The 21,562-nt window shown below is 44.9% G+C and carries 19 protein-coding genes and 1 tRNA gene; 12 read left to right on the forward strand and 8 right to left on the reverse strand.

What is annotated here, in order from left to right; all coding sequences use genetic code 11:
• The first annotated feature begins 30 nt into the window (after window positions 1-30).
• From ACOIT5_RS21610 to ACOIT5_RS21620, 3 genes are all read left to right on the forward strand, one after another.
• On the forward strand, window positions 31-315 hold the full coding sequence (locus ACOIT5_RS21610; protein WP_423128241.1) for a hypothetical protein: 285 nt from the start codon (window positions 31-33) through the stop codon (window positions 313-315).
• Window positions 312-554 (forward strand): hypothetical protein, encoded by a 243-nt coding sequence (locus ACOIT5_RS21615; protein ID WP_423128242.1) that lies wholly within the window; start codon window positions 312-314, stop codon window positions 552-554. Before ACOIT5_RS21610 ends, ACOIT5_RS21615 begins: the two co-directional genes overlap by 4 nt.
• Before the next feature lie 127 nt (window positions 555-681).
• Complete coding sequence (locus ACOIT5_RS21620; protein WP_423128243.1) at window positions 682-912, forward strand: hypothetical protein; 231 nt, start codon at window positions 682-684, stop codon at window positions 910-912.
• A 298-nt stretch (window positions 913-1,210) separates the two neighbouring features.
• Here ACOIT5_RS21620 and ACOIT5_RS21625 read toward each other — a convergent pair.
• Window positions 1,211-1,294 (reverse strand) — tRNA-Leu (locus tag ACOIT5_RS21625).
• Window positions 1,295-1,752: 458 nt separating this feature from the next.
• Here ACOIT5_RS21625 and ACOIT5_RS21630 point away from each other — a divergent pair.
• From ACOIT5_RS21630 to ACOIT5_RS21665, 8 genes are all read left to right on the forward strand, one after another.
• Window positions 1,753-2,325 (forward strand): RNA polymerase sigma factor, encoded by a 573-nt coding sequence (locus ACOIT5_RS21630; RefSeq protein ID WP_423128244.1) that lies wholly within the window; start codon window positions 1,753-1,755, stop codon window positions 2,323-2,325.
• Between the two features lie 114 nt (window positions 2,326-2,439).
• A complete protein-coding gene (locus tag ACOIT5_RS21635) occupies window positions 2,440-2,829 on the forward strand; it encodes a hypothetical protein (protein WP_423128245.1) in 390 nt (129 codons plus the stop codon).
• A 125-nt stretch (window positions 2,830-2,954) separates the two neighbouring features.
• Window positions 2,955-4,127 carry an IS4 family transposase gene (locus ACOIT5_RS21640; RefSeq protein ID WP_423126501.1) on the forward strand — a complete coding sequence of 391 codons (1,173 nt, stop codon included), beginning with the start codon at window positions 2,955-2,957 and terminating at the stop codon, window positions 4,125-4,127.
• 24 nt (window positions 4,128-4,151) lie between these two features.
• Complete coding sequence (locus ACOIT5_RS21645) at window positions 4,152-4,826, forward strand: FecR family protein (RefSeq protein ID WP_423128246.1); 675 nt, start codon at window positions 4,152-4,154, stop codon at window positions 4,824-4,826.
• A 206-nt stretch (window positions 4,827-5,032) separates the two neighbouring features.
• Window positions 5,033-8,431, forward strand: coding sequence for a TonB-dependent receptor (locus ACOIT5_RS21650; RefSeq protein WP_423128247.1), 3,399 nt, complete (start codon window positions 5,033-5,035; stop codon window positions 8,429-8,431).
• Window positions 8,432-8,443: 12 nt separating this feature from the next.
• Entirely contained in the window at window positions 8,444-10,090 is a 1,647-nt protein-coding gene (locus tag ACOIT5_RS21655; RefSeq protein WP_423128248.1) for a RagB/SusD family nutrient uptake outer membrane protein, read from the forward strand.
• A 71-nt stretch (window positions 10,091-10,161) separates the two neighbouring features.
• Entirely contained in the window at window positions 10,162-11,043 is an 882-nt protein-coding gene (locus tag ACOIT5_RS21660; RefSeq protein ID WP_423128249.1) for a hypothetical protein, read from the forward strand.
• Between the two features lie 144 nt (window positions 11,044-11,187).
• Window positions 11,188-11,766 (forward strand): DUF4369 domain-containing protein, encoded by a 579-nt coding sequence (locus tag ACOIT5_RS21665; protein WP_423128250.1) that lies wholly within the window; start codon window positions 11,188-11,190, stop codon window positions 11,764-11,766.
• A 34-nt stretch (window positions 11,767-11,800) separates the two neighbouring features.
• On the opposite strand, the gene ACOIT5_RS21670 is transcribed toward ACOIT5_RS21665, so the two are convergent.
• Window positions 11,801-12,853: a DUF2027 domain-containing protein gene (locus ACOIT5_RS21670; RefSeq protein ID WP_423128251.1), complete on the reverse strand. Its 1,053-nt coding sequence runs from the start codon at window positions 12,851-12,853 to the stop codon at window positions 11,801-11,803.
• Between the two features lie 70 nt (window positions 12,854-12,923).
• Between ACOIT5_RS21670 and ACOIT5_RS21675 the strand changes: the two genes are divergently transcribed.
• Complete coding sequence (locus ACOIT5_RS21675; RefSeq protein ID WP_423128252.1) at window positions 12,924-14,159, forward strand: S-adenosylmethionine:tRNA ribosyltransferase-isomerase; 1,236 nt, start codon at window positions 12,924-12,926, stop codon at window positions 14,157-14,159.
• Window positions 14,160-14,180: 21 nt separating this feature from the next.
• On the opposite strand, the gene ACOIT5_RS21680 is transcribed toward ACOIT5_RS21675, so the two are convergent.
• The 6 genes from ACOIT5_RS21680 to ACOIT5_RS21705 form a co-directional block, all read right to left on the reverse strand.
• Entirely contained in the window at window positions 14,181-14,894 is a 714-nt protein-coding gene (locus ACOIT5_RS21680) for a hypothetical protein (RefSeq protein WP_423128253.1), read from the reverse strand.
• A 101-nt stretch (window positions 14,895-14,995) separates the two neighbouring features.
• Entirely contained in the window at window positions 14,996-16,606 is a 1,611-nt protein-coding gene (locus ACOIT5_RS21685; RefSeq protein ID WP_423128254.1) for a hypothetical protein, read from the reverse strand.
• A 78-nt stretch (window positions 16,607-16,684) separates the two neighbouring features.
• A complete protein-coding gene (locus tag ACOIT5_RS21690) occupies window positions 16,685-17,704 on the reverse strand; it encodes a hypothetical protein (RefSeq protein ID WP_423128255.1) in 1,020 nt (339 codons plus the stop codon).
• Window positions 17,683-19,287 carry a cytochrome c3 family protein gene (locus ACOIT5_RS21695; RefSeq protein ID WP_423128256.1) on the reverse strand — a complete coding sequence of 535 codons (1,605 nt, stop codon included), beginning with the start codon at window positions 19,285-19,287 and terminating at the stop codon, window positions 17,683-17,685. The genes ACOIT5_RS21690 and ACOIT5_RS21695 overlap by 22 nt, the downstream gene beginning before the upstream one ends.
• Window positions 19,288-19,345: 58 nt before the next feature.
• Entirely contained in the window at window positions 19,346-20,683 is a 1,338-nt protein-coding gene (locus ACOIT5_RS21700; RefSeq protein WP_423128257.1) for an NAD(P)-binding domain-containing protein, read from the reverse strand.
• Window positions 20,684-20,688: 5 nt separating this feature from the next.
• Entirely contained in the window at window positions 20,689-21,561 is an 873-nt protein-coding gene (locus ACOIT5_RS21705; RefSeq protein ID WP_423128258.1) for a hypothetical protein, read from the reverse strand.
• Window position 21,562 lies beyond the last annotated feature (1 nt).

Genomic DNA, 21,562 nt, shown 5'->3' on the forward strand with positions numbered 1-21,562 from the left:
ATTTGAGCCATAATTTTAAACCATAAAATCATGGAAAACCAAATTGAAATTAAAGGTGAGTTTATCATTGTAGAGGGAAGAAAATTGAAGATTGCCTCTCTCATTAAGCTTTTACGAAACTCAGACACCTTATCCGAGTACAGCGATGCCATTAACCGGATTGTCTTTTCAGTTGCCCAAGCTGCCTCTTTTATCCTCACGTGCCCGACGATTAACGACGATGACCGCAGCCGTGCCGGAGAAGGTATGCCAGCCCCAGACGCTTTTTTTTCTTTAGAAACACTCGCAGAAACCCTTAAACAGATTGAAAAATGAACACTACATTTCACGACAAAAAAATGATCAGTCTTTTTCACGGCGGCCAGATCGTTACCGATTTTGAGGACGCAAGAGTTTATGTTACCTCCGGCCCCAAAACAACATCTCTGCCTTTTGGAGGAATGAGTTTGGGAGACTTTGACCGGCTCGTCAGAAAAACAGAACTGAGAAGTAAACCGGTATCGAAGCTTACCGCAAATGAACTTGAGAAACTTTTGGCGGGATTAAAGCCCTGACACTTATTAGACCCGTGAAACCGGGACAAAATGACACGGTTTCGGATTGTTGTTGACCTCTCAAATTAATGCCTGCTCTGCTCCGAGTAAGCATTTTTTAATTTCGGTAAATTCGTAATTTCACAGCATGAAACAAAGAACTTACAATGAGATCATTGAGAAGCTCAGTGACGGTAAAACTGTGTACCTCGTGAATGAGTTTTACAACCGGGCTATTAAGATTCCCCCAGGAGGGCTAATCTACACAGCAAAGAAAAAGGGCGGCGGCGAATATCCTATTAAACGAAGCACGGATTTAGTTTGTGAAACGATGGATGAAGCCGTCGAAATCACCGAACAAGAATATCTAAATTATTGATAACTTTAAGTCATTAGTCCCCGATTCAGTCCCTATTTTTTGTAAATGACTGATAATCATTCTGGATTATAGATAGACTACCTCTGTAACCTATCTTTACCCGTTCAAACCATCCCCAGAAAATTCTAACTTAAATTTATTTTGGTTATTGACTAATCAATATTTAGGTCTGACAATATCAGAATGGAAATAATTTGATTGAAAGATAAAATAGAAAATCTGGCTGCAAATCTGGCTGCAATTGTTATAAACAAAAAATGCAAACAACTGTAATTCAATTGATTGCATTTTGTTTCTGTGCCCAGAACAAGACTCGAACTTGCACACCGTAACCGGCACCAGCCCCTCAAGCTGGCGTGTCTACCAATTTCACCATCTGGGCTCTTGTTAGTTAGAACGTCATGCCTTCCGGCATCAGATTCCGATCATTTCCAAGACAAATCCCCGGTCGAAAATCGTGAGTGCAAAGCTATAAAAATTCTCAAAAAAGCAACAGCTATTCGCTAAAAATATTCCCCAACAACAAACTTCTGCCCCGGACCGGCAAATTCGTTTATCACCAGCCACCTTCCTTGTTTAGGGCAATTACTCACCGACAGGAGAAGAAAAATAATAAAATTGGTTATTTAGCATATCATGTTTTTTGCAAATTTAATCAAAAATACCTAATTATGAATTCCGGGAACAACACAATCATGAATCAACCAACTCACAATCAGCACATAACAAAGTATGACCTTCGGAAGAACGGTCCCCGCCGGCAAATTGAACTTCATCTTATAAAAGACTTTTTAATTTTGCCACTATGTAATCTTTACAATAACCCAAAATTTATCCGGATTGCCAGCCGCAAATGATGAGATATTATTGATCCGTGATTTTAAAAAAGGAAATGCAAAGGCATTTGAACGGCTTTTTGAAATCTACCATAAACGTCTCTATGGATTCATTCTAAAACTAACCGGTTCGAAAGCCGACAGTGAAGAGATTGTCCAGGATACATTTATAAAGATTTGGATAAACCGAACCAATTTTAATGAAAGCTACCGCTTTGACGCGTATTTATTCAGAATTGCCAAAAACAGTTTTATCAGTCATACGCGCCGGCAAATCAACAAACGGATTTTTGAGGACCATCTGTACCTTTTTGCTGATCAGGCTGACGAGAGCGCCGACGAACAAATCATTTTTAAAGAAACCGGTCTGATTGTAGACATCCTGATTAATTCAATGCCCCCAAAGCGAAAAGAGATTTTTTGTCTTCAAAAAAAGGAAGGATTGTCGAGAAAAGAAATCAGTCAGCGGTTAAATGTATCGCTGGTCACCATCGACAGCCACCTGATGAAAGCCAACAAACAATTCACGGAAGGCTTGAAAAAATACGGACTATTAGCAATCGTTTTATTTCTTTGATAATCTGCATATTAGAATAAAATATTCAATTTTATTTTAAAATAAACCACTTTTCTCCTGTTCAGACTCATAGTTTTTTTCCGCTGAAGCGTATTGCTTTCAGATAAACCGGATATGAAACAGAATAACGATCATTTAACCCAACTTCAAGAGCTTCGTCAGGGGAAAGAACTTGACCCCGGGGAACTTAAGACGCTTTTTAAACTTTATAACAGTTCCGAAGGAAATGTTCAGGTGAGCGACTTACTGGATAAAGAATGGGCTGAATACACCGAAGATCAACCCTTTGATATTGATTCACCTAAGTTGCTCGCCAAAATTAAACGTTCTCTTGGCCTGCAACTGAGTCCACAGACCAAAATAAATAAGTTACTTCCCTGGTTCTCAGGAGCGGCTGCCGCCATTGTGATAAGCATCCTTGTATCTGCAGGGTCCTTTTACGATATCCGTTTGAAAAACGCCAATGTAGTTTATCTGCAGGAAATTACTGCACCCGAACACTAGTGTCCAAAAGATTTTTTTAGAAACCTTTGTAAGTTATTATAATATAGTCAATTAAAAGCAAATAATCCACGTGTCGATTTGAATTCATTTCGCATCTTGCAGCCTGGAAATAAACCCGGGCAAATATGAACAGCGGCAAATATGTATTCAGTCAACTGGTAGAGTTCCTGCCAAAGAGAGTTTTTGATATGATTGTTAAGCGACATAACGGAGACAAATGGGTGAAGACATTCACCTGCTGGAACCAATTGCTCGTCATGATGTATGGGCAATTGGCCTCGTGTGACAGCCTCAGAGAGGTCGCGTGCATAATTGACGCTATCAAAAGCAAGAGCTACCATCTCGGATTTGGCACCGGAGAGATTAAACTGAGCAATCTTTCCTATGCCAATATGAACCGGGACTACAAGATATTTGAAGAGTTTGCCTTTTTCATGATTAATCTTGCTCAAAGCAAGCGAATCAACAGACCATTCGAATTGCGTGGAAAGTTCTATGCGCTCGATTCCACCACGATAGATCTTTGCCTGAGCTTGTTCAAGTGGGCATACTTTAGAAAGAACAAGGGTGGCATCAAAGTTCACACACTCTTTGACGTAGTAACCCAAATACCGACTTACATTCATATTACGGAAGCAAAAGTTCACGACGTGAATGTGATGGATGAGATTCCCTATGAGCCGTATGCGTTCTACATTTTTGACAAGGGATATTATGACCTCGCAAGGCTGCATACATTCAACACGATCGGTTCCTGGTTTGTCATCCGACAGAAGTCTCACCTTAAGTATGAAGTTATTGATGGTGAAGAGCTTTTGGATGGAGCGGACAACGTTTTGCTTGACCAGACGATACGCCTTACCGGCTACCAGACCCAAAAGAAGTATCCCTGCGTGTTGAGAAGGATCGTTTACTATGCTCCTGACCTTAAAAGAACGTTCACCTTCCTGACCAACAATGTCAGCATCAAGGCCAAAGACATCGCCATGCTGTATAAGCAACGCTGGCAGGTGGAGCTGTTTTTTCGGTGGATAAAGCAACATCTCCGTGTCACATCCTTCTGGGGCAATACCGAGAATGCCGTGAGGATACAAATTTATGTTGCGGTTATCACATACTGTCTGGTGGCCATCGTCGAGCATGACTGCCAGTTGGGCAGGACTACATTCAATGTGCTTCGCGTGATCAGTAGAGTACTGACAGACAAAACGAACATCAGAGATCTTTTCCTGACCTCCGGGGACATTGATGATATATATGAACAAGCCGCTCAACTTGAATTTGCCTTTAAGTATTAGTTATTGAAAATTTATTGGACACTAGTGGCACCCGAAGGAAAAATTAAACGGGTTGAACTTCCCGATGGAACATTGGTTTGGCTGAATCCCGGATCTTCCATCATTTTTTCCGAAAAACTGACCAAAGAAGAAATCCGTGACGTCAGACTATGGGGACAAGCTTATTTTGACGTTGCCCCGGACGACAAACATCCTTTTGTACTGCAACTGGGAGATGTTGGTTTAAAAGTGATCGGAACCAGCTTTAATGCTTCCAATTACAAAGATGACCAACAAATTGAAATTGCCTTAAAAGAAGGATACGTAGGCCTTTTTGAAGGGCAATATAACGATGCTAGTATTTTTCGCTCATTAAAACCCGGACAAGTTGCTAAATATATCAAAGGAGAAGCAGGCTTTCAAATTACTGAAAGCGATATCAATAAATATACATCCTGGATGGATGGAATCCTGATCTTTCGTGACGACCTGATGTCGGATGTTTTCAGACGTCTTGAGCGGTGGTACGATGTTAAAATCATCGTAGATGATCCTCAAATCAACCATTACCTGTACACCGCCACGATTAAAAATGAAAATCTTACACAAATACTTAATCTGCTGGAATTTACTTCCGACCTGACCTGCGAGATCGTGAACAACAACAGCTCCCGGGCCTATAAACCAACAATTTTAATTAAAACTAAAAACACTAAATGAAGTTGCCAATGGAATAAAAAAATCTTGTCTGTAAAAAAGGAGATGCGTCAACACCTCCTTTTGAATCAAGAGCCCAAAAATTACCCATTAAAAGGCTCCAATCAACTTGAACGTTACATTCAAATCATTACGAAATTATGAAAAAAAACTATTTAAGGACAGTTTTCATATTAAATAAGATATGGAAATTTAAACTATTGAGAATTATGAGGATAGCAGTAGCTCTTTGTCTGTTATGGGTATCTCAGCTTTATGCTGTCAGCACCTACTCGCAAAACACCCGCCTAACGTTAAATCACACGAATACAACTATCCGTAAAGTTCTGCAGGATATTGAAGATAAATCCGAGTACTTTTTCATGTACTACGGGAAGGTTGTTAACGTGGAGAGAATCGTCAGCATTAAGGCCACTGACAAATTAATTGCAGACGTACTGAACAATCTGTTCGAAGGAACGGGGATCGATTACAAGATAGATGACCGTCAGATTGCCCTGACGGAAAAAGCTTTCGTGTTACAAACACAACAACTGCGAAACATTCAGGGCAGGGTTAGCTCAACATCGGGCGAACCGATTCCGGGGGCAACGGTGGCTGTCAAGGGAACTACCGTCGGAACAATTACCAACTTCGACGGGAGCTATATCCTGAATAATGTACCGGGAGATGCCGTACTGGTGGTTTCATTCGTGGGGATGAAAACCGCTGAAGTGGAAGTCGCCAATCAAAGCGTCATTAATATTGTACTCGACGAAGAAACCATTGGGTTGGAAGAAGTTGTCGCCATTGGCTACGGTGTGCAAAAGAAAAAACTGGCTACGGGCGCCAACATGAATGTAAAAGGTGAAGACATTCAGGCGCTGAACACCACCACCGCAATGGACGCGTTGAAAGGCATCACACCGGGGGTAAATATTACCCAGAACAACGGCCAACCCGGAGCGTCCAACAAGATCAACATACGCGGTATCGGTACAACCGGGAATTCCAGTCCTCTTTACATTGTTGATGGCGTCATACAAGGCAATATCGACTACTTGAGTCCGAATGACATTGAAAGTATCGATGTGTTTAAAGATGCGGCATCATCTGCGATTTATGGTTCGCGCGGGGCCAACGGGGTCATTTTGGTAAGCACTAAAAAGGGACAAAAAAACATGCGTCCCAGCATTACTTATGATGGGTATTACGGCGTACAAAATGTGTACAAACTTCCCGACCTTCTGAATGCACGGGAATATGCCAACATTTTGGACGAAGCCCTGGTAAACTCCGGAAACGCACCGCACAACTACCAGGCCTTGGTACCTGATTGGAATAAGATTCAAAGTGGTGAATGGAAAGGAACCAACTGGTTTAAAGAAATAATGGTTGACGATGCTCCGGTTCAAAGTCATGCCATTGGTATTCAGGGCGGATCAAAACAGTCAATTTATTCATTCGGGGTCTCGTATCTCGACCAGGAAGGTATCATCGGCAAGCAATCCAATTCATTTTATCAACGACTCAACCTGCGTTTAAACACAGAACACATCCTGATATCAAACGCTCAATTCGATGTGCTAACCTTTGGTGAAAACCTGACTTACACGAACAGTCAAAGTAATGCAATCCGGCAGGGAAACATATACTGGAACGATGTACACAATGCACTTGTAGCCAGCCCCTTCCTACCGGTTTACGACGAAAACGGCAATTACCACAAAACGATCGAATGGAACTCTTCCGATCCAAACCCGGCAGCCATGATGGAATATCAAACCAAATACGGCGAAAACGATAATAATCAGCTGGTCGGCTCATTCTACCTGGTTATCCAACCTGTTAAAAATCTTAAACTTCGTTCAAGCTTCGGCTTTAACACGTATTGGGGTAACAGCCGTCATTGGACCCCAAATTACAATTTGGGCCCTCGTTACACGACTGATGCCGATCAGGTTTCGCAAAATTTGTGGACCGGAAGAAACATCATTCAGGATAATACGCTGAGTTATTCCTGCACCATGAACGATGACCACAATTTTGAGGCTTTAATTGGTAACAGCATTGAAAAGTCGGTTCAGGAAGTCAACCTCAGCATCACCAACAGAAACAGTCTCTTTCAGGATTTTGAGCATGCATACATCGACAACACGCCTGGTGCATCCAGCATCACATCAATTGGTGGCTCAGATCGTTACGGCTGGGCCATGATGTCCTATTTCGGACGAGTTTCCTACAACTACAAAGAAACCATCCTGTTCTCAGCCATGCTCCGTGGCGATGGGTCATCCCGCTTTCCGAAAGACAATCGCTGGGGCTATTTCCCCTCTGTTTCTGCCGGTTATGTATTGACCAATGCCCCTTTCATGTCCCGCGCCGAGAATATTCTGAATTTCATGAAAGTTCGCGCCAGCTGGGGACAAGTTGGTAACGAACGGGTGAGCAGCTTCCTGTATTCATCAACCATGGCTTATCTGAATGATGACAATAATTTTTACAATTGGTCATATGGTTTCGGCGATGATAAAACAAGCCGGGACATTGGTTCAAAACCAGCCCGAATCCCCAACCCGGAAATCGGCTGGGAAACTTCGGAACAGTTAAATCTTGGCTTTGATGCCAATTTCTTCAACTCCCGCTTAAGTGTCAACTTCGATTGGTATAAAAAAGACACCAAAGACTGGCTTGTTTGGACAGACATACCCGTACACAATGGCTTAAGCGGAGTCACGATCAATGGCGGACAGGTTACCAACAAAGGCATTGAACTGGCTCTCAGCTGGAATGACAAAGCGGGTGATTTCAGATATGGAGCAACCCTTTCGTTGGCCCACAACAAAAATGAGATTACATCCATTAATAACTCAGAAGGAATTATTCACGGTCCAAGCAACGTTTTAAGCCAGGGTACCGGGGAAATATTCCGCGCCCAGGTTGGGTTCCCGATTGGATATTTCTGGGGTTATAAAACAGACGGTGTCATTCAAAATGAACAAGAGGCAAATGCATGGGTTGGGCCGGATGGTTCAAAATATTTTGATGATCAGCAACCGGGCGACCTGCGTTGGGTCGATCAAAACAAAGACGGTAAAATAAACGAACTGGATAAAGTGATGATCGGTGATCCAAATCCCGACTACATTTTGGGTATTCAGTTGAATGCCGAGTACAAAGGTTTCTTTCTTTATGCAACAGCAAATGGCGCTTTCGGTCAACAAATTGCCAAATCGTACCGGTCGTTTGCCGACAGCTATAAAAACAATTACACAACCGATGTATTCCAGCGTTGGCATGGCGAAGGAACTTCAAACAAATATCCCCGTTTGTTGTCAACGCCTCACCGCAATACACAAAACCTGTCCGACCTTTACATTCAGGACGGAGACTATCTGCGAATTAGCAATATCACTTTTGGCTACGATCTGAAAAATGTGATTAAGAACTTGTTTTTAAGTGAAGCCCGTCTTTACATAACGGCAAAAAACCTCTATACATTCACCAACTATGACGGAATGGATCCTGAAATTGGATATGGCCACGACCACAGTTGGGCATCAGGGATCGACCTGGGGTTATACCCGTCTGCCAGAACCTATTTGATTGGATTGAGCCTTAAATTTTAAACGAAAATGAAAATGAAAAATATATTATCAATAGCATTAGTAGCTATCCTGACGATACTTACAGGTTGCGGTGATAATTTTTTGGATCAAAAAAACCTGTTTGAAAAAGATTCTGAAAACTATTACAGAAATCCAACCGATGTAAATGAGGCCCTGATCGGAGCTTATTCGTGTCTGGCATTGGACGGAGGCTCAAACCATCCGGTCCTGTTGGCCAACCTGCTCAGCGACGATTGTTTCAGCGGAGGAGGCACCAACGACATTGAAGTCGGAGGAACCGATAAGTTCGAAAAACCGCTTGAAGATTTATACCTTGGAATATACAGCCGCAGCTATGAAGGTATCTTCATCCTGAACAGTTTAATTGAAGGTTTTGATCAGGCTGCTTACACCGATATTGAAGCCCGTATGCAAAACCGGGGTGAAGCACATTTTCTCAGGGGAATGTTATATTTCCGCTTAGCCCAGTTCTTTGGTGAAGTTCCGCTGGATCTTTCCCCGACCATGGAGTACCTGCCAAAAGCCTCTGCTGACGAATTATATGCCCAAATCGCCGACGATCTGAAAATAGCCATTGACAGCATGAGCAATAAAACGTACCTGAACTTTGAATCGGGACGCGCTACCAAATGGGCAGCCGAAGCATTAATGGCACGTGTCTACCTGTTTTATACCGGCTTTTACAATAAAACAGACCTGCCCGTTATTGAAGGAACAGCCATCACTCAATCACAGGTAGTAAATTGGCTCGAAGACTGTATCGACAACAGTGGTCATTTTTTGATTCCTGATTATGCGAGTATCTGGCCGTTCTCTTATCTGAATGATGACGGCTATGACGACGGTTACGCCTATGCAGAAGGCATTACCTGGGCCGGAGACGGTTGCGCCGAAACCGTGTTCGCGGTAAAATATACCAACCAGGGCGATTGGGGAAATACCGGACGTTTAGCATTCTCCAATCAACATGTACTTTTTACAAGTCCCCGTGCAACCGATTATCCCCCATTTGGTTTTGGTTGGGGTATTGCATCGGTGAACCCGCAATTACGCAATAGTTTCGAGGCAAATGATCCGCGCAGGACCTCGACAATTATTGACAATACCGATGAGAATGAACCTACCTATGGCGATAACTACCAATGGGGAGGATGGAACTGTCGCGATGAAACCGGTTTGTGGAATAAAAAATATGCAGCAGTCATTCGTGATGTTGACGGCAATGGTACTTACACCGGAATGTACTATGATTTATTTGGCGGAACAAATAATATGCAACTTTGGAATATGCAGGATGACATTCTGATCCGCTTTGCTGATGTACTTTTGATGGCTGCCGAGCTGGGCAGTAATTCGCAGGATTATCTTGATCAGGTTCGGGACAGGGTAGGCTTAACACCGGTTCCCTACTCGCTGGCAGCTCTGAAAGCTGAACGCCGCCACGAGTTTGCGCTTGAAGGTATTCGCTGGTTCGACCTGCTGCGTTGGGGAGATGCTGCTACCGCGATTAATGCCGGAAACGGTGTTGCGGTGAAAACCGACAATGTTGATACAACTTATAAAATTACATTTAATGCAAACCGTGTGTTCCTTCCGCTGCCGGAGTCACAAATACGCGTGTCCCGCGGAAACCTGGTTCAGAATCCGGGATGGGAATAATCGATTCAGGCTATGTGCCGAAAAATTGATATCTGCAAACCTGTATGTTAAAACTTAAAATTACATCAACAATGAAAAAAACAATAGGATACCTGATGATTGTCACCATGTTGCTCTTCGCAGCATGTGATCCCATTGAAGAAAGACATGACGCCGGCGGTGTTTTAACGGAATCTGAACTGTTAAACTATATGAATGTCACCGTCAACGGAAATGTAGCAACCTGTACCAATACCGCACCTGAAGTCATTTCATTTTGGAAGAATAATTTTGGACAACAATCCAATAAAAGCTCGGCTGAGTTTTATATCCCTCTGCAAAATACCTACACCGTTACTCTAACGGCATATTGTGCAGGCGGTCCGGTAACTGTCAGTAAAGAATTCATCATCGAACAAAACGATCCGGAGTATTTCAGCGATCCGTTCTGGAACCTGCTGACCAATGATGTAGATGGCAAATCATGGGTTTGGGCGACCGATATTCCGGGCGGAAAGATCTGGGGGAATGGTGGTTATCTGGCAAGTCTGAAACCGGAATGGTGGACCTTGTCGGTAGTCGACATTCCAGGACAAGGCGGAACCGCTACCGATGAAATCATTTTCGACCTGAACGGCGGGTTGAATTTTCAGGTAATAAATTCTGTGGGGTCCGGCGGAAACACTGCCGTTCCAGGCAACGGAAGCGGAATGTTCAATATGTCGCTGGGTGAAGAAAATCATTTAATGAACTCCGATGGTTCTGCGGTTTGGTCGTATGGTAAGATAAAATTTACCAACCACACCATTCCTTTGGGATTCGAACCCAATAGTGCGGGAAAACCTTTACACTATGAATATGACATCCTGAAATTAACAAATGATGAACTGCATCTGGCATTCGGCGAACCGGGTGCCGGCGCATGGGGAACAGCATGGTTCTATATGTTTAAACGCAAAGGGTATTCATACTAACTATCACTTTAATCTTCTTTAAAGAGGCTGTTTGAAAAGCCATCTATCAGACAGCCTCTTTGAGGAGACTAAACCGGATTAAAAACATCACGATCAATATCATTTTAATCATAAAGCAGACAACACCTCCAAAACATTATGACGATGCATCATTTATTTTTTCTTTGGCTTTTGATTCTCATGGTCGTTGCCTGCCATCCCAAAGCCGAATTCGTCATTCACGGACGGATGCCCGATACCAGTTTCGACGGAGAACAGATTTACCTTGTCCCGCTTTTTAATGCAACTGCCGATCGGGTCGATTCGTGCACCATTCAGCAAGGAAAATTCAATTTTAGAGGAATAGCTGACCTGCAGGAAGTTTTTATTATCCGCCCAAAACCTATACTCCGGATAAACGTTCAGGAATTATTGGTGGTAAAAGAGCCAGGTGAGATTCAGGTCGAAATGGGGTCAAACAGTTTTGTTTCGGGAACGGAAACGAACAATTCGATCCAAGCCTGGAAAAAACAGAAAGAGATGTTTGACCGACAAGTTTATGATCTCCAGGTGGAGAAAAATAATCTTCCTGACAGTCTCCAAGCTACAATTGCTAATCAACTGGATTCGTTAATCACCGCCCGAAAGAATTATCATGATCATACCTCTGAAAGTAATAAAGATAATGCATTCGGAAAGATGCTGATCCGGATGCTCAATCAGGCTGAACAGATACAAAATTAACGACTACAACACTTCTGCTTTCTTAGTTTAAAACCTACTTCGCCCTTAAAACCACCATGGTGGCGCCGTAGCCATATTCCTGAAAACTGGCATCCTGAAAAGGATACTTTTTGTATTTGGCCGACAGTTCGCGGCGTAACTCTTGTTTCAGTGTCCCGTTCCCCAGCCCGTGGATGAATACAATCCGTTTAACCGACTGGTCGGCAATGGCTGTTTCCATCTGTTCGCGGAATTTACTCATCTGCACATCCAGCAGATCTTTATTCGACAAGCCGGCCGTGCTGTCAAGTAGCTCATGAATGTGCAAATCCACCTCTATCAATTCCGGATTGGCTAATTTGGGTTGCAATCCGGCAGGGCGGGCAGGTTCCTTTTCACGGACTACTTTTTTCACCTCTTTCTCCGTCAGCTCCTCCAGAGCTTTGTCCATGGCGGTTTCATTCAGCTTAAACAACATCACTTTTTCCCGGAAGAAGTCTGATTTGGAAAAACTGCCCGATTTATAAAACTTCACCGGGTTGACGCTAACCTTGCGGATAACAGGTTTTTCCAAACGCGGAGCCTTTTCTTTGAAGTAGATCAGTTGAAAAGCAAACTCCGGCAAATTGGCAATTTCGGCCTGTGAAATGGCACCCAACGCCAGTTTGGTGTTCGGTTCAAGCTTGCCGGCCTCCCGCGTCTCGTATTCATTTCCCCTAAAATGACTGTAATGGTACAGCACGAAGAAATTGCTGTCGTTGATCAAATAAATGCGGGTTTGCCCTTCCAGCGGATTATGGCTGTTCTCAGGCAGAAAAGCCAGGTAAAACTTCGGCTCGTCGTTCCCGGCAATATACACGGGCGGTTCATCAATGACCTCCTCCCGAACAGGAATTTCGGCCACTCCTTGCTTCACAAATTGTTCCACACTCGGCTTTTTATCCGTTTTGGGAGCTTGTTCTGCATCCAAAATAATTTCATGCGTGAGGACCGGAATTTCAAAACCGTCTTCGTTTTCCACATGAACCAGATTGGCGCTGACAATTTTGGTGATCACGCCACCGCCAACATCATTCAGAAACTTAACCCGATCGCCTAACTTGTACATATTCTCCATTTTTTACACAAAAGTAAGAACAATTTTTAGGGAGAATAATTATTCCGTAATTTTGCCGCCCATGGAAGCGAAAAAATCAGAACAAACGGTTTTTAATTTAAGCGCCCAGGCATTGGATTACCCGCTGCCCGACGAACGTATTGCCCGTTATCCGCTGCCTCAACGCGACCAGTCGAAACTGCTGGTGTGGGAGAACGGGACCATCACTGATTCCTGTTTTCGTTCGGTGGCCGGCTTTCTTCCCACAAACAGTTTACTGATCTTTAATAACACGAAGGTGATCCGGGCCCGTCTGCATTTTCAGAAAAATACAGGCTCGCCGATCGAAATTTTCTGCCTCGATCCGGTGGAACCTGCCGACTATCAACTGGCATTTCAACAAACCGGGCAATGCAGCTGGAATTGCCTGGTGGGCAACCTGAAGAAGTGGAAACAGGAGGTTTTGGTTAAAGAGCTTGTCGTGGACGGTAAAACCATTTCGTTTAAAGCTGAAAAATTAGCCCGGGAAAATGGCTCGGTGAAAGTCCGTTTTAGCTGGGATGATCCCGCGTACGACTTCGCCACATTGATCGAAACCGCCGGAACGCTGCCCATCCCGCCTTACCTGAACCGTGAAACGGAAGATTCGGACCTGGAACGCTACCAGACGATATACTCAAAAATAAACGGTTCGGTTGCTTCGCCAACAGCCGGGTTGCATTTCACCGAGGCGGTCTTCAAAAGCCTGGAAGAAAAACAAATTGATTGCGATGAAGTAACCCTGCACGTGGGGGCGGGGACGTTTAAACCGGTAAAGTCGGAAACCATTGCCGGGCACGAAATGCATGCCGAACAAATTTTGGTTCGCCGTTCGCTGATCGAAAAAATACTCAGTCACACCGGGAAATTAATCGCTGTAGGCACCACTTCCATCCGCACCCTCGAAAGCCTGTACTGGCTGGGAACAACACTCGCCGAACAACCTGACGCCAGTGCGGAAAAGCTGGAAGTTGAACAATGGCAACCTTACCGCAGCCACGGTATACTTAATAAAACCGAAGCGCTGAAAGCCATTTTACATTTCATGCAAAAAAACGGCCTCACGACAATTTGCGCCTCAACAAAAATCATTATCGTGCCGGGTTACCGGTTCCGGATGATCGACGGGATGATCACCAACTTCCACCAGCCGCAGAGCACCTTGTTACTTTTGATTTCGGCTTTTACCGGCGACGACTGGAAACGCATATACGCCCACGCGCTGGCAAACGACTACCGTTTTCTCAGTTACGGCGACAGTAACCTGTACCTGAAATAAAAACGAAAAATTCTGCCGCGTCTATTTTTTCAGGGAAGCTTCCTCCACGATCAGCTCGTAAAAATAACCCGCCCCAAAATCTTTGTCCAACGCAACAATCCCTTCCAGGGTAACAATATCGTTCGGGGCGATATTTTCCTGGCTGGTAAAGGTCAGGTCAAACTTTCCGTTGTCTGTTGTTCCGTCCTGCAGGTGAATCCAGTTCCGCTCCATGATGCCGTTATTTACCTTCACCACCTTGCCCCGCACCACCACCTTCTTGTCCCGGTAATCGGCCCGGTTTTTATACAAATCAGCAATGGTCACTCCGCCGGCTACCGGATCAATGCGGATATCCGGCTGAAAATCGTTCGATTTACGCTGCCCGTGGGCCGATAGCTGGTGGTGCATATCCATCGTTTTATCCGGCAGAGATCGCAAATCTTCGACAAACAACACCCGGTCGAATACGCGGTTCAGCTCTTTGCTTTCAAAGTCAAGCATTTCGAGGGCATTGTCGTAATAAAACACATCGCCTGTTTGGGCTTCCATTTTCGTTACCGCGATCCAGACTTCCTGCCCGTTTTCGTTCCCGAGAAGATACGTATAGGAGGTTGTTTGAATTACATCTTCCACTTTAAGCTGGTGTGTGTTTGTTAAGGTTGCGGTATCAATCGGCTGTACAGGTTCTTTTGGTTTCACCACGCAGGAAAACATCAGTAAACTTCCTGCAATCCATGCAAAAATCAATTTCATAGTTCTGTCTTTTATCATTTCTTTAAAATCTAACCCGGGTAAAGTATCAAACAACTTTACGGGCTGAAAGTTAATCATTACCCGGAAAATCACAAGCCTGTTCAGAAACGTTTCGTCAGGTTGATGTAAATCCGGTTATAGCGACCTGATTTTTCAAAAGTAGCTTCGTAATTTGCCGACAAAGACAACTTTTTGCCCATTTGCCAGGTCAGGTCCAACTCGCCGATATGTTGCACCAAGGTTGAAACGGAGCTTAAAAAATTATAATCGACATAGCGATATCCCGCGCTGGCGTATAATTTACCGCTCAACAAGTCCTGGTATAACTGGGCGCCGTAAATTTTTCCTTCCAGAAAAGCGGTTTGAACCAGGTTGCCCGAAAAAGTCATCGATGCCCCGGTCCACGGAAATTCTGAAAACGAAACAAACCCATAAAGTGTTTTGGTCGGGTCGGGGTCATTTTTACGAACGCGGTAAGATGCATTCAACCCTGAATTAATCCGGTTTACAGGACGATAATTCACCCGGAAATGGACCCCCTGTCGCATAGCCTCTTCAAAAAGCTGGTCTGCCAGGTTTTTAAATGTCTCGTAATAGATGACATTTTTTCGTGCGTCGTAAGAGGCAAACAACACAAGTTGACGCGCAAACCGGTACCTGACCGATGCATAAAAGCTGGTCAGGGAAAGTGTACTTTTCGACTCATCATTTTCAAGCTTGTACATATCCAACTCACCGGAAAAAAACCAAAACAGGTTCTTCATCAGCGCGTTGCTGTGTTGGAAATAAACAAAGCGGCGATCGGTATACCCGTTGTTCTTTTGTTCAAAAAAAGCAACTGAACTCCGGCCTGTGCCGTTTTCATTTGAATGGACGAATGCCAGGTAAGCGCCGAACTCAAACAAATCGGTGTTCAGACTATAATCCAGGTAATCGGGGCGAAACCCAACTGCCGCGCCAACCCGAACGGATTTATTTCCTGTCTCGTACTGGATGCCGTCAATGGCACCCACATTTGACAAATTCGGGTTGATTTTCCTGCCCAACCAGATGGAAGACATTTCCCCGGGCTGATACCTGAGCGCCAGACTGTATATTTTAAGGGCACTGAACAGGTTGCCCTGAACGACAGCCCAATCGTTGGCCTGGTGTGTAAATGTGAGGTATGTGTCTGCCGAAAACCGGCTGTCGTCAATATTTGAGGCTTGCAGGGAAAAGGTGTAGCGCATCCGGTGGCTGCTGCTTTCAGTCGCCCCCGAGAAACTTGAATAAGACGAAGCGGATACCCTGCCCCGTATTTTTTCACGAAAAGCGGTAATCGCCTTGTCTTCCGGCGCCGGGCGTACTTCCTGTTCTTCCCCCTGTTTTTTATCCATGCCGGCAATTTCACTTCCGCTTTTGTTTTCCTCCGTTGCCTGTCGCTTGGCAAATATTTCATCGCCTATCGTCAACGAAATGGAAGACAATGGCTTGCCCATCGCGGAAAGTGATGATTTTGATTCGATGATGAGCAAAGGCTTTACGGCGCCGTCCCGCTCGACAAATACCGTATCCCCCTCTTGTATATTATTCGTACCGTCAAAACGCACATAGATATTTTGCGCGGTCAGGTATGATATCTTCCCAAAAACCTTCAATTGGCCCTCCTGGGCTTCTGAACCAACGAAGGCGAAAATCGCAAGCAAAAACGTCAATATGTGTTTATATTTCATCCAATACTATTTTAATCCCTTCATTAACGCAGGTTAAAACCAATTTGAAACCGGTATCCGCAATGCTTTGTCATCGCATTATTCACTTCCTGTTGGATGACATGAATAACAGGCGTTGCTTTCGTATGTGTAGCCGTTTCTGCCCTCGTGTTTATCGTCCATCCGGGCTTGACTATGTTCGTGGCAATTCAGGCAACTGAATTCCGCGTAACTCGACGGATTGGCGTGGCAATCCGTGCAACTGTCCCATTTGCCTTTGTGCTTGCCCGAAAAGATTGGGAAGAACCCGGCATCGTGTTGTGTGAATTTAGCCGGTTGCCAACCCCGGTTGAGCGTGTGGCACTCTGCACAATTCGTTGAAAATCCCGACAGCAAATGGGCCGGGTTTGTTGTGGCATTATAATCCGCCTGGTGGCATGAAACACACTCATTCGGGATTTTTTCGAATACGCCCGATACGTGGCATTCCATGCAACTGATGGTATGGCCCCCGGCCAACGGGAAAAAGTTATGCTCAAAATTCGCTGCTGTCCAGCTAATCGCCTTTGCACTATGGCAGTCGGTGCATTCCGTTGAATACCCTGATCCTTGGTGATTGGGCTGTGTTGTAGCCAAATAATCGCTCCGGTGGCAATCGACGCAGGCAATGCCAAGCGGCTCGAACTGTAAATTGCTGGCCGACACATGACACTGAAAACAATCGGCTGTAGCATGCGATCCCAACAAAGGGAAACGGCTTTGGCGGTGCATTTCGGAGACCTTGACTACAATCCAGGACTGCGGGTTGTGGCAACGGTCGCAATCGGTTCCTACGGTATTGTTGTGCATATCGGTATGGCAGGATATACATTCATTCCTGGCTTCGGAAAACATCAGCGACGCATGGCAACTCTTACAATCTACCGTTTTGTGCTGCCCGGTGAGTTCAAACCGGGTTTGCGTATGGTCGAAGGTCATCTCTTTCTGCAGCAGTTCCCAACTTTCAGGAGAATGGCAGGCCGCGCAATCCATTTTAAAATTGTCGCCATGCCGCGATTGGGCAAATGACGCCGCGACGGACCCGGCCGTCAACAGGATTATGAATGACAGTTTACGCATTGGATTTCGTTTTTGAATAATTTATACCGGGTATAAGTCCCCTCAGGCTCCGTGGCCGGCGCATGGCACTTCCCGCAATCAACCTTGGTATGCGCACCTTCCAGTTTAAACCGGCTCCGGTCATGGTCAAAGCGGGAAGCTTCCCAGTTTTCGAAGCCATGACAGCGGTCGCAGCGGGTTTTATAATTCTCCCTGAATTGATCGCGATGGACATCCGCATGGCAACTTTCGCAGTATGATTCCATATTTGAAAAACGTTGAACGTAACCGCTCCCGTTTTCCTGAGCAAAGTGACACTTCCGGCACGTTGTTTCTGCATGTTTCCCTTCGAGCGCGAAGCCGGTTTGCCGGTGATCAAATGTAACCCCATCCCAGTCGTTCACAGAATGGCATATCTCGCATCGCTGTTCGGGAATATATTTGTCGGCCATAAAGCCTTGATGAATATTTTTATGACAATCGACGCACTTCCCGCCGATTTGCCTGAATTCCCACCGCTCATTTTGCCGGTGACACGAAAAACAGGGTGTTGCCAGGTGTGCCCCTTCCAGCCTGAATTTACCTTGGTTGTGCATTTCAATTGTGAAAAAAGACGGAATAAACCCATTAACCGTATGACAGTCGGCACAATCGGGTGATTTTCCATTTTGGGCGAATTGTCCCTTGTGATAATCGCTGTGGCAATTGCTGCACCTGTTATGCGTAATTTTTGCAGTAAAAGACTGTTTATGGCATAAACGGCAATCAACCGTCTGGTGCTTTCCGGTTAACGGGAATCCGGTCCGGTTATGATTAAAATCAGGGAGACTTGCCACCTGGTGAAACGAGTTCTCGCTGTGACAGGTCGTGCAGTCCTGCCCGAATTTATTTTTGTGGACATCCTCATGACAGGCCGTGCAATTGGCAAAAGCGACATTCGTAAAATGCTGAATTTTTTTGCCGTTCCGTTCTTCTTCGCGATGGCATTTGGCGCAGTCTGCCTGTTGGTGTTTGCCACGCAACGGAAATGCAGTTTTTTGGTGATCGAACCCAGGTGCAGGCCTGAACGCATCAAAACCATGACACGAAGCACAATCGGGCGATAAGCTTTGCTGATGGAAGTCCTCGTGGCAGGTTAAGCAGCTTGTTTGTAATCCTAAAAAGGTTCCGGCTGACTTCTTCCGGGTAATCTTCTTCTGGACAAATTCGGGCTTATGGCAATCCTTACAGTTAATTTTGGCATGCTTGCCTTCCAGCACATATCCGGTAAGTTTGTGGTCAAAATTTTCCTGGTCGAACCGGGTAATCTGAAAGTTTTTCCCGTGATGCTCGCTGTGACACACAAAGCAATCTTTTCCTTTAACTTCGGCCGACGCATGATATCCCCGTTTTGAATCGATCAGGTTCCTGATTTCCTTATGACAATCCAGGCACTTCTCATTTGTCACCTTCTTCCCCAAAACGTGACACTGCGTGCAGTTTGTCAAACCTTCGAGCTGCTCATGGGCCCTGGTTAAATCGCCGGGTGAAAGCTGAGCCGGTAGCTTAACCGATAAAAACAGCGACAAACAGATAACTATTAACTTTTTCAGACTATTCTCCACGGTACATCCTTTATAACAATCGCTCACATCAGGGTATCAGACGCCAAACAGCAGCCTGTTATTGATCATGCTTCAAAATAGCGTCGCCAAACTTACGGGTGATTTTAATTCCTGCTTTTTCAAGAAATTGCGTAGGCAACTCCCCGCCGGCAAAAATGTAGACCAGATCATTTTCCAAAACCAAAAGCTCATCCGGCTGACCGACAGATAACGTAACTGAATGCTCATCTATTTTGTAAACAGTTGAATTATACTGAATTTTAACTGTTCCGGCCACACCGGCTTCATCGATCAACAGCTTATTACGCGGCTTTATCCGGCTGAACGCTTCATTCCGGTACGACAGAACCACCTCGTTTTGCCCGGCAAGCGCCAAGGCCGCTTCAACAGCCGAATCACCGCCACCAACAACGACTATTTTTTTGCCGCGGATACGTTCCGGCTCCAATAAGCGATAAGCCACTTTTATACTTTCTTCTCCGGGAACATTTAATTTTCGCGGACTGCCCCGCCTGCCAATACTCAGCAACACTTTACGGGCCGTAAACCGTTCGCCTGCTTTTGTTTCCACCAAAAAACGGCCATGCTCCGGTTTAATGATTTCTACTTTCATCTGTTCTTTAATGAGGATGTCATTTTTTGAGATGACCTCATGCCACAAACCGAGTAATTCGGCCTTACTGGTCTCATACAACTTAACTTTCCCGTAAAGAGGAAGTTCCATCGGGGCAGTCATGACAATTTTAGCACGCGGAAAAGTATAAACTGTTCCGCCCAGGGAATCCTGTTCAAGAGTCAAACATGAAAGTTGTCGTTTTTTTGCCTCTAACGAAGCCGAGATGCCAGCTGGTCCGGCGCCAACCACCAATAAATCAAACTCGGCCTCAACTGCCCGGTCAATCGTTTTTGCCAGGTTCTCAACCGCCTGTCTCCCCTGCTCCACCGCATTTCGGATCAACCCCATCCCTCCGATTTCACCGGCAATATAGATACCCGGCACATTGGTTTCAAACGATTGGTCGACATGTGGCAGATCAACTCCACGCTTCTCTGTACCGATACAAAGGGTTATTGCCTGTGTCGGGCAGGCATGAAAGCAAGCCCCATGGCCAATACAACGGGAAGTATTGATGGTTGTAGCACGCCCGTTCCGGATACCTAAAATATCTTTTTCAGGACAAGCGGTGATACATGCCCCGCTTTTTATACATGAATTGGGATCAACCACAGGGTGTAACGAAACAGGCTCAAACAATCCCTCGGCCCGGGCAATTTCAATTTTTTCGTCAACCAACCGCGATTGCTTATTCATTTTATAAATATAGAACCAGAAGATTGATACAAAAAGGCCTCCGACAAGCGAATAAATGATGATATTTTCGATTAAAGTCTCCATTTTTTTCAGAAGATCCACCGATAGCCAAAAGCTAAAGTTACTACTACATGAATAATCAAAATGATCAGCATGACCAAAGCAAAAGGTAAATGGGCAACATGCCAGTAACGGAATAAATTCTGCATACTGACTAACCGGTCTATTTTTCGGTTTAACCGAATCTCGTAGCGTACCAGCCGCATCAGGTCCCGATGTGTTTCGTGCGATAGATTTCGTGTTCTCAGGATGGCTTTTACCTGTTGCATGATCCTTCTTTCAAATCTGAATTTGGCCGCAAAACGGACCATGGTATTCCCTCCCGAACGGTCAGGCCGCGCTTTCACCGCATACAATACCGCCCATAAAGTTTCATTGTCCAGTTCGTATTTTCGCTGAAGTTCGGCGTTCACTTCCTCCTTTTTCTGATCCAGTTCATTCAGGCTAAGTTCCCGTCCTTCGATCGTTCGCGGTATTTGCAGATAAATATACCGGCCGATTACTCCGCTAACCACCACTGCCACCATACTCCAAAAACTCACCGATACGATCCCTCCAAACTTAAATGCCGTATGAAACAAAACGAGCACCGAACCAAGCGTACACATAAAAATATGAAATTCAAGCCAATACTTCAGAACTCCCAAGCGTGAAAACCGCCGAATGCGTTTCCTGATCATATACAGAAAAACCCCTGTAACAATCAGCAGTGAACCGGCAATCCCAAGTCCGTGTCCTAAAGTTCCGCTGGGTTTTAACAATTGATGTTGATCGCTGAAAAAACGTTCTTCGGGATTCAGCCGGTAATAAGAATAGCCCTCTGCCGACAGGTAAACCAGCACAAAGAGAACAACGGCTACCATCAACGCCAGGTAAACCTTATGCAGCGTACGGCTCATCATT

Origin of the sequence: Gaoshiqia hydrogeniformans (genome assembly GCF_049347105.1) — a bacterium.
Taxonomy (GTDB): Bacteria; Bacteroidota; Bacteroidia; order Bacteroidales; family Prolixibacteraceae; genus Gaoshiqia; species Gaoshiqia hydrogeniformans.